At 62.9% G+C, this 11,993-nt stretch carries 11 protein-coding genes; 7 read left to right on the forward strand and 4 right to left on the reverse strand.

The features are described from left to right. Nucleotides 1-109: 109 nt before the first annotated feature. Nucleotides 110-838, reverse strand: a complete 729-nt coding sequence (gene radC / locus ACP15D_RS12285) for a RadC family protein (protein ID WP_424959227.1) — start codon at nt 836-838, stop codon at nt 110-112. A 16-nt stretch (nt 839-854) separates the two neighbouring features. Further along, entirely contained in the window at nt 855-1,679 is an 825-nt protein-coding gene (gene map, locus ACP15D_RS12290) for a type I methionyl aminopeptidase (RefSeq protein WP_424957779.1), read from the reverse strand. Nucleotides 1,680-2,087: 408 nt separating this feature from the next. On the opposite strand from map, the gene nifA reads away from it, so the two are divergent. After that, nucleotides 2,088-3,824, forward strand: a complete 1,737-nt coding sequence (nifA, locus tag ACP15D_RS12295) for a nif-specific transcriptional activator NifA (RefSeq protein ID WP_424957780.1) — start codon at nt 2,088-2,090, stop codon at nt 3,822-3,824. Between the two features lie 30 nt (nt 3,825-3,854). Here the strand turns inward: nifA and modD are convergent, their stop codons facing one another. Next, complete coding sequence (gene modD, locus ACP15D_RS12300; RefSeq protein ID WP_424957781.1) at nt 3,855-4,700, reverse strand: ModD protein; 846 nt, start codon at nt 4,698-4,700, stop codon at nt 3,855-3,857. Nucleotides 4,701-4,897: 197 nt separating this feature from the next. Here modD and ACP15D_RS12305 point away from each other — a divergent pair, with 197 nt between their 5' ends. Then, the gene (locus ACP15D_RS12305) at nt 4,898-5,551 is read left to right on the forward strand and encodes a DUF2478 domain-containing protein (RefSeq protein WP_424957782.1); all 654 of its coding nucleotides are present in this window, start codon (nt 4,898-4,900) and stop codon (nt 5,549-5,551) included. Here the strand turns inward: ACP15D_RS12305 and ACP15D_RS12310 are convergent. Further along, nucleotides 5,525-5,731, reverse strand: a complete 207-nt coding sequence (locus ACP15D_RS12310; RefSeq protein ID WP_072370214.1) for a TOBE domain-containing protein — start codon at nt 5,729-5,731, stop codon at nt 5,525-5,527. The genes ACP15D_RS12305 and ACP15D_RS12310 overlap by 27 nt on opposite strands. A 444-nt stretch (nt 5,732-6,175) precedes the next feature. On the opposite strand from ACP15D_RS12310, the gene ACP15D_RS12315 reads away from it, so the two are divergent. From ACP15D_RS12315 to ACP15D_RS12335, 5 genes are read left to right on the forward strand one after another with little or no spacing between them, the layout of a single operon-like run. Next, entirely contained in the window at nt 6,176-7,012 is an 837-nt protein-coding gene (locus tag ACP15D_RS12315) for a 4Fe4S-binding leucine-rich repeat protein (protein WP_424957783.1), read from the forward strand. Further along, a complete protein-coding gene (gene sufB, locus ACP15D_RS12320) occupies nt 6,987-8,468 on the forward strand; it encodes a Fe-S cluster assembly protein SufB (RefSeq protein ID WP_424957784.1) in 1,482 nt (493 codons plus the stop codon). The genes ACP15D_RS12315 and sufB overlap by 26 nt, the downstream gene beginning before the upstream one ends. Nucleotides 8,469-8,501: 33 nt before the next feature. Further along, nucleotides 8,502-9,260 (forward strand): Fe-S cluster assembly ATPase SufC, encoded by a 759-nt coding sequence (gene sufC, locus ACP15D_RS12325; RefSeq protein WP_424957785.1) that lies wholly within the window; start codon nt 8,502-8,504, stop codon nt 9,258-9,260. A 10-nt stretch (nt 9,261-9,270) separates the two neighbouring features. Beyond that, on the forward strand, nt 9,271-10,602 hold the full coding sequence (sufD, locus tag ACP15D_RS12330; protein ID WP_424957786.1) for a Fe-S cluster assembly protein SufD: 1,332 nt from the start codon (nt 9,271-9,273) through the stop codon (nt 10,600-10,602). A gap of 1 nt (nt 10,603) precedes the next feature. After that, nucleotides 10,604-11,845: a cysteine desulfurase gene (locus ACP15D_RS12335; RefSeq protein ID WP_424957787.1), complete on the forward strand. Its 1,242-nt coding sequence runs from the start codon at nt 10,604-10,606 to the stop codon at nt 11,843-11,845. The last annotated feature ends 148 nt before the right edge of the window (nt 11,846-11,993 follow it).

Here is an 11,993-nt window from a genome sequence, read left to right on the forward strand (position 1 = left end):
TGGCCCTCACATGCGACGATCTGCTTCGCCGGCCAGCCCGGGCAGGCTCCCCCGGGCTGGGGCGCATTATTGCAAGTTGTACACGGGAATATGCCAGCGGCGCGATGGATCAAATGAGCTGCAGCGATTTGAGGCTCGCATGCCCTTCGCGGCCCACGATGATGTGATCGTGGACGGAGATCCCCAGCGGTGCCGCCGATTGGATGATCTGCTTCGTCATATCGATGTCCGCGCGCGACGGCGTCGGGTCTCCCGAGGGATGATTGTGCACCAGGATGATCGCCGTCGCTGAAAGCTCCAGCGCCCGCTTGATCACCTCCCGCACGTAGACCGGCGTGTGATCGACCGTCCCCTGCTGCTGCACCTCGTCGGCGATCAGCCGGTTGCGCTTGTCCAGAAACAGAATGCGAAACTGCTCGCGATGCTCATGGCTCTGTGCCGCGTAGAGATAGTCGAGCACCTGCTTCCACGACGATAGCGCCGGGCGTTGCACCAGCTCGCTGCGCATCATGCGCAAAGCGGCCGCCCGTACCAGCTTCAATTCGGTGATGACGCTGTCGCCGACGTCCTTCACTTCCTTGAGCCGTTGCTCCGGCGCGTTGATCACCTCCGCGAACGTGCCGAACTGCGCTAGCAGCCGCTTGGCGATAGCCTTCGTGTCCCTGCGCGGCAGAGCCCGGAACAGCAGCAGCTCAAGAAGCTCGTAGTCGGGCAGCGCGTCGGCGCCTCCCTTGCGGAAGCGCTCGCGCAGACGTTGCCGATGGCCTGCATGATCGGGGGTCGCGGCTTTGAAGAGCGCGCCTTGTTCGTTGACCCCGCTCTCCTCGCGATCCGGCATGACGTTGGCGCTGACCTCAGCTCGCGGCAAAGCGCGGGAAATCGAGGCCCGCGGGCGACTTGGTGAAGATCTCGCAGCCAGTCTCCGTGACGCCGACGCTGTGCTCGAACTGCGCCGACAGCTCACGATCGCGCGTCACCGCCGTCCATCCGTCAGGCAACACCTTCACGTGCGGCCGCCCGAGATTGATCATCGGTTCGATCGTGAACAGCATCCCGGGCTCCAGCACGACGCCCTCGCCCGCTTCGCCGTAATGCAAGATGTTCGGGCGGTCGTGGAACGTCAGTCCCAGTCCATGGCCGCAGAAGTCACGCACCACGGAGCAGCGCTCGCCCTCGGCAAAGGTCTGTATCGCAGCGCCGATATGACCGGTCGTGGCGCCCGGCTTCACTTCGGCAATCCCGCGCATCAGAGCTTCGTAGGTGACCGAAATCAGCCTCTCGGCGCGGCGCGAAATCTGGCCGACCGGATACATGCGGCTGGTATCGCCGTGCCATCCGTCGACAATCAGAGTGACGTCGATGTTGATGATCTCGCCCTCGCGCAGCGGCTTCGGCCCCGGAATACCGTGGCACACCACGTGGTTTATCGAGGTGCAGATCGCTTTGGGGAAGCCGCGGTAGTTCAGCGGCGCCGGATAGGCATTGTTGTCGAGCGCAAATTTCAGAACCCGCTCGTCGAGTTCCTCTGTGGTGACGCCCGGCTGCACGTATTCGGTCAGCATATCGAGCGCCTGGGCCGCGAGCTGCCCCGCCTTGCGCATTCCGGCGAAGCCCTCAGGCCCGTGCCGCTTGACCTTTCCATCCCGATCGGCCGCGCGGCCGACTTCAACGTTCGACATCTCTAAGGAATCCTGTTGGCCCGGCTGGGGCCGAGGCCATGACGTTAATGAGCGCTGGACACTGTTGACCCTGGAGCATACTTAGATGCACCCGGCCTGCCCACCCATTTAATGGGCACTTTGCGGCGTCCCAAGAGGTGCGAGCAGAGCCCTGGCTTGCATCGAGTGGCTGACCAACAGCGGCCGGTTGTCGCAAAACTTCAAACTAGAATAGATTTAGCCTGACGTCCGTCAGTCTAGAAGCCCCATTTTGCAGGGCTTTGCGGCGCAAACGTGCACGTTGCCGCTCGGATTATCACGCGCTGACGGAAACTTAGGCGCGACACTTTTCGATCTGCCGATTACGCTTTTGCGATGCAGCGGAGAACACCAAGTCTCCTCGAACCGTCGATATCGCGAGGCGGTGAAATGATTTCTGTGAAGCAGTCGACGAGTGTGATGCCGTCAGCGCCCGCCCCCAAACAGCTGGGCGAGGTCGCTTTGATTGGGATCTACGAGGTCTCGAAGATTCTCGCCAAACCGGCGCGGCTCGAGACAACACTTTCGAACGTCCTCAACCTGCTGTCCTCGTTCCTAGACATGCAGCACGGCACCATCGTCCTCCTTGATGATGACGACGTGCCCGGCATGGTTGTCGGCACCGTATGGACGGAAGAGGTCGCGTACGAGGGTCATCAGCACTTGCCGCGTAAGGTGCTGGACCAGATCATTGCGACGTCCATGCCGCTGGTGCTCGAGAACGCCGGCGCGCACCCCTTGTTCCAAGGGGCGCCCCAGGAAACCACTGCGACCGCGGACGGGCAGCCCGTTTCCTTCATTGGCGTGCCCATCAAGATCGAGGACCGCGTCGTCGGCACGCTGTCGATCGTGCGCGTCTGGGATAAGGGCAGCGAATTCCGCTCCGATCACGACGTTCGCTTTCTTTCGATGATCGCCAATCTGATCGGTCAGACGATCCAGCTGCACCGCGTCATCGCCCGCGACCGCGAGCGCTTGATGGATCAGAGCCGCCGGCTTGAGAAAGAGCTCACCAGCGTCAAGCCGGGCAGGGAGCGCTCGCGCGTCGCTGGCATCATCGGCGAAAGCGCAGCCATTCGTGCGCTGCTGAACAAGATCGAGATCGTCGCCAAATCGAACGCGACCGTGCTGCTGCGCGGTGAGTCGGGGACGGGCAAAGAGCTTTGTGCTCGCGCCATCCACGAGCTGTCGTCTCGTTCCAAAGGGCCCTTCATCAAGATCAACTGCGCGGCGTTGCCCGAATCGGTACTGGAATCCGAGCTATTCGGACACGAGAAGGGCGCCTTCACCGGCGCCATCGCGTCCCGTAAGGGCCGTTTCGAACTGGCCGATGGCGGCTCCATCTTTCTCGACGAGATCGGCGAGATATCACCGGCCTTCCAGGCCAAGCTGCTGCGCGTCCTGCAGGAAGGCGAGTTCGACCGGATCGGCAGCACCAAGACTCAGAAGGTCGACGTGCGCGTCGTCGCCGCCACCAATCGCGATCTTGAAGAAGCAGTAAGCAAGGGCACGTTCCGCGCCGACCTTTACTATCGCATCAGTGTCGTGCCGTTGCGCATTCCTTCGTTGCGCGAGCGTAAAGGGGACATCCCCCTCCTCGCCGAGAGCTTCCTCATACGCTTTAACAAAGAGAACAATCGCAACCTGAAGCTTGCTTCCAGCGCAATCGACGTGCTGAAGGCCTGCTACTTCCCAGGCAATGTGCGCGAGCTTGAAAACTGCGTGTTCCGCACCGCAACGCTGGCTTCTGGCGCCTCCATCGTCGACGACGACTTCGCCTGCCGCCACGACCTCTGCCTCTCCTCCCTGCTCTGGAAGGGCGGCGGCGGAAATTCGCTTCCGGAGCGTCCCAAGCCGCAAATTCCACTTCCCGTCATGCCTACATCGGCGGAGATGGCGCGGCCGGCGACGCCGGTGCCAGCGGAAGCCCGCTCACCCAATTCAGATTCCGAAATGGGTGGTGCACTCGACGGCGATGGCGCTCCCTCGACCGAACGCGATCGTCTCGTAGAGGCCATGGAAAAGGCAGGCTGGGTTCAGGCCAAGGCCGCGCGCATCCTCGGGCTGACGCCGCGCCAGATCGGCTATGCCCTCAAGAAGCACGGCATCGAGATCCGCCACTTCTGACGCGCTGACAAAGCGCGTCAGTTGCGCTGCTCAGACGGCTTCGATGCTGACGGCGACATCGCGTGGCCGTGCGAAGTAGGGCATTGAAGTCACCAGTACATCCGCGCCCGTGCCCGCATACTCGGCCGCATTTTCCGTTGTGATCCCGCCCGCCGCAGCAATCAGCGGACGCTTCGGAGCGGCTTTCAATGCGGCAACGAGGGCTTGGATGTCTGCGGGGCTCAACTTCTCGGCCTGGACAACGTCGAAGCCCGCCGCCGCCGCTTCGAGCGCCGTTGCGATACTCTTAGCCTCGATGACCAGTTTCTTTTCAGGCACCGCGCGCCGCAAGCGCGCAACCAGCTCGGCGAGAGGAACATCGGCGAGAAATGCCCGGTGCTCAGGAAAAACGAGCACGCTCTCCGACAAGCCAAGGCGATGCATCGAAGCACCGCCCGCCTGCACGGCACGCGCCGCAAACGATTTGGTCCCAGGCGTATTTTTGCGCGTGCAGGCGATGCCGATATCGGGCGCAACGCGGCGCGCGGCCTCCACGATCGCGCGCGCCGCGCTGGCAACGCCCGACCACGCCTCGATCAGCGTCTGCGACACCTTCCAGCCGCGATGCAGTGCTTCCGCAGATCCCGTAGCGGTGAGGATCACCGCGCCAGCTTCAAGGACGTCGCCCGAGCACGTCTGTGCCGTAACACTCTCGCAGCCCGCCAACCGCAGCAGCGCCACGGCGCTCTCGACCTCCGCCACAACCATTTGCCCGCGCGCCTTGAACGTCATTCGCCCGGCTGAGCTGCCGATACCGAGGGCTGCCGTCGTCAGGTCGCCATAAGGAACGTCGTCAGCCAGCAGGGCTTCGAGTTCACTCGGAAAAGCCGTGGTCATACCAGTGTCCTTTGCGCCGGTTGGGGTTTTCGATGCGCGTGCGCTTGGCCACAAGTGCGTCGGGTTTCTGACACTGCCACACGCAGAAACCGCACGCGCCCCGGCTTTGCGCCTGATTTCATGGTCGGTTACACTTCGGCATGCAGATTGCTCAATCGTGAGTAGCGGCCCTGCGGGCCTCATCTGCGGAGAGCGACATGCAATTCATGAGCTACCACGAGAACCTGCTTAAACTGGCGGGCGTCATCTACCGCTCCGGCGAGGACGATGTCGATGGATTGCTTGCCGGCTTCGCCGCCGATCTCGTCCGCGAAGGGCATCGTATCGGCGGCGTCGTGCAGTTCAACGGCAAGAAGGCCGCCGATCCGAGGCCCGGTATGTCGCTCATCGACCTCATGACCGGGCGCTCGATCTCGATCAGTCAATCGCTCGGCGCAGCGTCGGCTGCCTGCAAGCTCGATCCGTCCGGCCTGGCGGATGCTGCCGTAGCGGTCAGCCGTGCCATCGCCGAGAACGTCGAGCTCGTCATCGTCAACAAGTTCTCCAAGCAGGAAGCGAGTGGCGGGGGCCTGCGTGCCGAAATCGCCGACGCTGTGGTGGCGGGTCTTCCGATCCTCACGGCCGTTTCCGACAAGTGCTACGACGACTGGATGAGCTTCACCGGCGGATACGGCACGACACTGGCGTGCGAACGCAGCATCATTGACGATTGGTGGCGCAGCATATCGCAGCGGGAAGGTCGCGCGCGCCTCTTGGCGAGCCTCGAGCAGGTGTTCGAAGCCGCAGCTGCGCAGCCGCCAGTAGCGGGAGCGACTGACGCGCGCCTACTTCCCTATCATAACGTCGGATGACTTGATCACGGCCGATACCGCGTCGCCGACCTTGAGACCCAGGTCGTCGACCGCCTCGTTCGTGATCGAAGAAGTCATGATCAGCCCGGGTGCCAACTCGACCCTCACGTGCGCGGTGGTCGAGCCCTTCGTCACGGCGACCACACGACCAGGGAGCACGTTGCGTGCGCTGAGTTTCATGAGCTTTGCCTCTGCTGAATTCCGATCGCGGCATTGTTGCCTGCTCTGGTTATCGGGCCGTTCTCGACGCGGAGCCATTGCCGGCGATGCCGCATCATCGCTCTGGCTATTCAGCGTCGTCAGACGTGCGCGCGCACGGGTGCGATGTCATCCGCTGGTGTCGGACATACGACACGCATCAGCCATCTATGTCGCGGGAACGACAGACAGAATTCCCCGGCGCCTACCTTATAACTATTCAAATTCAACCAGTTAATCTCTGGCACGCGGCTTGAAAGGGTGACGATACGACTTCGGTCGTCAGCCCTTTCGGAGCGAACAGATGGCGAGTCATAGCGCAGGCGAACGGTCTCGCATCATTGCAAAGCGCGCGAGCGCAAGCGCAGAAGCACACGCCGCAATCCTGACCTGCGTCAGCGGAAAGTTCGCATCGGAGCCGCAACGATGAGCGGCGCTGACGACGCAAACGCGGCGCTCGCGGCCATTGATTGGCTGGGCCGCCCTGTACAGTGTGGCGACTGCCCGCACGAACCTATCCGCGCTGAAGCGCGCTGCGATCTCGGCCGCATCTGTGTCCGCGACCAGCGCGCTCGCCGCATCGATCGCTTCTTCGCGGCAAATCCTGCCGAAGCCGACAAATACCTGAGGCACCCCTATTTCGAGACGCGGGTGCTAGCAGCCAAGTACGCCAGCATCTTCCTGCTGCCGCCTCTGATGGAAGACCCCGAACCGGACGTGCGCACGATGGTCGCGCAGCGGCTGCCGTTGAATCGTATCGCCCATCTTTCCAATGACCCCGATCGCAAAGTGCGCATGGTGTTGGCGCAGCGGCTGGAAGGCGCAGCCCTCGTGGCCATGCTGCACGATGTCGACTACTGGGTGCGCCTTGGTGCCGTAAAGCGCGTGCCAGAGGACGTGCTGCCCATCGCTATGCACGACCCAGATCCGCAGGTGCGCCGCGAAGTGGCGCGCCGCATCAAGTCGGACGTGCTGCCGGCCATGTCGTTCGATCCAGATCCCTTGGTGCGCGTCGCCGTCGCCGCACGGCTGGAGCCAAAGCAACTGATGGCGCTCGTCGAAGACGACGACCTACGCGTCCGTTACGTCGTCGCAGAGCGCGGCACGCCATTGGTGTTGTCACGCCTGCAGGACGATCCCGACCCCGAGGTCAAGCAACTTGCGCGTCAGCGCGCCAAGACTGGCGCCGACACGACGGCCTCTAGCGCCAACAACGTATGCATCAGCGGAGAGAAGAATGGCGGCCGTCCAGGAGACTGTTGATCACGTCCGGCGCATCGACGTCGAGCAGTACAAGTACGGATTCGAGACCAAGATCGAATCGGAAAAGGCCCCCAAAGGTCTTTCCGAAGATATCGTCCGCTACATCTCGGCGAAGAAGGAAGAGCCAGAGTGGATGCTCGAGTGGCGGCTGGAAGCTTACCGCCGCTGGCTCAACATGCGCGAGCCGAACTGGGCGCGCGTCGACTATCCGCCGATCGACTACCAGGACCTCTACTACTATTCCGCGCCAAAGAAGCGACCGACGTTGAACTCTCTCGATGAGGTCGATCCCGAAATCCTCAAGACGTACGAGAAGCTCGGCATTCCCCTGCAGGAGCAGGAGGTGCTGGCGGGCGTCGTCGGTGCCGATGGCCGGCCGAAAGTCGCCGTCGACGCCGTGTTCGACAGCGTCTCCATCGCCACTACTTACAAGGAGGAGCTCGCCAAGGCCGGAGTGATCTTCATGCCGATCTCCGAGGCGCTACGCGAGCACCCGGATCTCGTGCGCAAGTACCTCGGCTCTGTCGTGCCGGCGACCGACAATTTCTTCGCAACCCTGAACTCGGCGGTCTTCTCCGACGGCTCGTTCGTCTACGTGCCGGAGGGTGTGCGCTGCCCGATGGAGCTGTCCACCTACTTCCGGATCAACGAGGAAAAGACCGGACAGTTCGAGCGCACGCTCATCATCGCCGACAAGGGCGCCTACGTCTCCTATCTCGAAGGCTGTACGGCGCCAAAGCGCGATGAGAACCAGCTTCACGCCGCCGTGGTCGAGCTGGTTGCGCTCGACGACGCCGAGATCAAGTACTCGACGGTTCAGAATTGGTACCCGGGCGACGCCGACGGCAAGGGCGGCATCTATAACTTCGTCACCAAGCGTGGCGACTGTCGCGGCACCAACGCCAAGATCGCCTGGACGCAGGTCGAGACCGGCTCCGCTATCACCTGGAAGTACCCAAGCTGCATCCTGCGCGGCGATAATTCCAGTGGCGAGTTCTATTCGATCGCCATCTCCAGTGGCCGCCAGCAGGTCGACAGCGGCACCAAGATGATCCACCTCGGAAAGAACACGAAGAGCCGCATCATTTCAAAGGGCATCTCCGCCGGCCGTTCCGAGAACACCTACCGCGGCCAAGTAACGGCGCACCAGAAGGCCACGGGTGCACGCAACTTCACCAACTGCGACAGCCTTCTGATCGGCGACGAGTGTGGCGCTCACACGGTGCCCTACATCGAAGCGCGCAACGCTTCGACGCAGTTCGAGCACGAGGCGACGACCTCGAAGATCTCCGATGAAATGCTGTTCTATTGCATGCAGCGCGGCCTATCGAGCGAGGAAGCCGTCGCCCTCGTCGTCAACGGCTTCGTCAGCGATGTGCTGCAGCAGCTCCCCATGGAGTTCGCCGTCGAGGCACAGAAGCTGATCAGCATCTCACTTGAAGGCAGCGTCGGCTGATATCCCAGCCCGCAACGGATGAAGGAATATGCAATGACGCCCTTACTGCAGATCAAGAACCTTCAGGCTGAGATTACCGGCAAGAAGATTTTGCACGGCGTGAACCTCGACATCGGCAAAGGCGAAGTGCACGCGATCATGGGGCCGAATGGATCGGGCAAGTCCACGTTGTCGTACGTGCTGGCCGGTAAGCCAGACTATGACGTGACGGCCGGCGAGGTGCTGTTGGACGGTGCAAACATCCTCGATACGGCCGCCGATGAGCGCGCCGCGGCCGGTCTGTTTCTCGCGTTCCAGTACCCGCTGGAGATCCCCGGCGTCACCACGATGACCTTCCTGCGCGCCGCGCTCAATGCGCAGCGCAAGAAGCGCGGCGAGCCGGAGCTTTCTTCGCCCGAGATTCTGCGCCGCGTTCGCACCGAGGCCGAAAAGCTCGGCATCGATCCGGAAATGCTGCGCCGCCCCGTCAACGTCGGTTTCTCCGGTGGCGAGAAGAAGCGCGCGGAGACCCTGCAGATGGCGCTTCTGGAACCGCGTGTGTGCGTCCTCGATGAAACAGATTCAGGCCTCGACATCGATGCGCTGAAGGTCGTCGCCGATGGCGTAAACCGCCTGCGCTCGCCCGATCGCTCGATGGTCGTGATCACCCACTACCAGCGCCTGCTCGACTACATCGTGCCCGACGTCGTGCACGTCTTCTCCAAGGGCCACATCGTCCGCACCGGTGGCAAGGAGTTGGCGCTCGAGCTCGAAGCCAATGGTTATGCCGAGTACCTGGAAGAGGCAGCGTGAGCCGATGAACATGGAAGCACGCCCTGTGCGCACCGCCGCCGACGAAGGCTTCATCAAGGCATTTGCCGAGGTTGGCGCCGACCTTCCCGGCAGCGCCAATGTCAAGGCGCAGCGCGCCGCCGCGTTTGGGCGTTTCGAGGCGTGCGGACTTCCCACGCGCCGCGTCGAGCAGTGGAAGTACACCGACCTGCGCCAGTTCCTGCGCGAAGCACGCCCCCTCGCCGCCCCTCCGGGAGTCGTGGGACGCCAGCGCGCCAACGATGCGGGACGTGCCTTCGCGAGCATCAAGCCGCGCCGGCTTGTGTTCGTCGATGGTACTTTCGTTCCTGAGCAGTCCGATCTCACCAAGCTGGATGACGGGCTGAGCATCACGTCGCTCGCAGACGCACTCGCCGCGGGCGATGCTGAAGTGGTCAGGCGCATCAGTGAATCGAACGTCAGCCAGGGCGACATCGCTTACGCGCTCAACACCGCGTTCATGGCAGGTGGCGTGGTAATCGCGGTCGCGGCAGGCAAGCACGTTGCCCGTCCCATTCATCTCGTCTTCGCCAACTGCGCCGAGATGCCAGCCAGCATTTTCGTGCGCTCACAGGTGTCCTTGGGTGCCGGCGCACGCCTGACCCTGCTGGAGAGCCACGAGGCCTTCGGCGCCGAGGAGTACCACGTCAACAGCGCCATCAACGTCGATCTCGGTGAAGGCGCAGAGCTCGATCACGTCAAGCTCGGCGACGATGCCGTGGGCGCCATCCACGTGTCGACCACAGGCGCGGTGCTGGCGGCCGGCGCTCGCCTGCGCGACTTCGCGCTGACCAGCGGCGGCGCCATGGTGCGCAACCAGTTGTTCGTCACCTGCAACGGGACGGGCGCCAACGTCGATCTGCGCGGAGCCAACCTGCTCAACAACCGTCAGCACGCAGACACGACACTCGTGCTCGATCATGCCGCGCCTGGTTGCCAGAGCCGCGAGCTGTTCAAGTCGGTGCTCGACGACAGTGCCCGCGCGGTTTTCCAGGGCAAGATCATGGTGCGCCGCAAGGCGCAGAAAACCGATGCGCGCATGATGTCTCAGGCACTGTTGCTCTCGGAGACGGCCGAGACTGACAACAAACCGGAGCTCGAAATCTTCGCCGACGACGTCCAGTGCGGACACGGCACCACCTGTGGCGCACTCGACGACAAAATGAAGTTCTACCTGATGGCCCGCGGCATTCCCGCCGACGAAGCTGAGGCGTTGCTCATCAAGGCTTTCCTCGGCGAGGTGATCGACGGCATTTCCAGCGAGGGCGTCCGCGTTGCGCTCAGTGGCATCGTCGATGCCGCGATGGACGCACGGGGACACTGATATGCATCCAGCGGTCAAGAACGGCAGTTACGACGTTGGGCGCGTCCGCGAGGACTTTCCTATCCTCGGCATGCGCGTACACGGCAAGCCGCTCGTCTATCTCGACAACGCTGCATCCGCGCAGAAGCCGGAAGCCGTCCTTGGCCGCATGCAATACGCCTACACGTCCGAATACGCCAACGTGCACCGCGGACTGCATTATCTGTCCAACGCTGCCACAGCCGCCTTCGAGGAAGCGCGCGAGAAGGTGCGCGCGTTCCTCAACGCCGAGCGCGTGGACGAGATCGTCTTCACCCGCAGCGCCACCGAGGCCATCAATCTGGTCGCCTCTACGTTCGGACGCGACCGCATCAAGCCCGGGGACGAGATCGTGCTCTCCATCATGGAGCACCACGCCAACGTCGTTCCCTGGCATTTCCTGCGCGAGCAGTACGGCGCCGTTATCAAGTGGGCGCCCGTCGACGACGACGGAAACTTTCTCATCGACGAATTCGAGAAGCTCTTGTCCCCGCGTACGCGCATGGTGGCCATCACCCACATGTCGAACGTGCTCGGCACTATTGTTCCGGTGAAAGAGGTCGTGAGCCTCGCTCACGCGCGCGGCATCCCAGTGCTGGTCGATGGATCGCAGGGTTGCGTCCATCTCGACGCCGACGTGCGCGACATCGATGCCGACTTCTACGTCATCACCGGCCACAAGCTCTACGGACCGACGGCCATCGGGGCCCTCTACGGCAAGTTCGAGCTTCTGGAGGGCATGCGCCCATTCAACGGCGGTGGCGAGATGATCAACGAGGTGTTCGAGGACAAGATCACCTACGGCGTGCCGCCACACCGCTTCGAAGCCGGAACCCCGCCGATCGTCGAAGCGATCGGCCTTGGGGCAGCGCTGGATTACATCGCCTCCATCGGCAAAGCGCGCATCCGCGCGCACGAGACAGATCTGACTAAGTACGCCCACGAGCGCCTTCGTGAGATCAACTCTCTGCGCATCATCGGCAATGCTGCTGACAAGGGGGCTATCGTCTCCTTCGAGATGAAGGAAGCGCACGCGCACGATTTCGCGACCCTCATCGATCAGTCGGGCGTCGCTGTCCGCGCCGGCACGCATTGCGCCATGCCGCTGCTGCGCCGCTTCGGTGTCGGCGCGACGTGCCGCGCCTCGTTCGCGCTCTATAACACGCGCAGCGAAGTTGACCGCCTCGCAGAGGCGCTGATCAAAGCGCGTGACCTCTTCGCCTGATCCAATCCACCGTCGCCACACGCACGCGTTCGTCGCCTCCGCGACGAACGACGCATGCCCGCGCCTGATCGATGTCGGGTTCCCAACAGCTCCGACATTTCCCTCGCCGCTGTCGGCATCGCGACATCAGGGCCGACAATTGGAAAGC

The organism is Hyphomicrobium sp. 1Nfss2.1 (genome assembly GCF_965243865.1).
Lineage (GTDB): Bacteria > Pseudomonadota > Alphaproteobacteria > Rhizobiales > Hyphomicrobiaceae > Hyphomicrobium_A.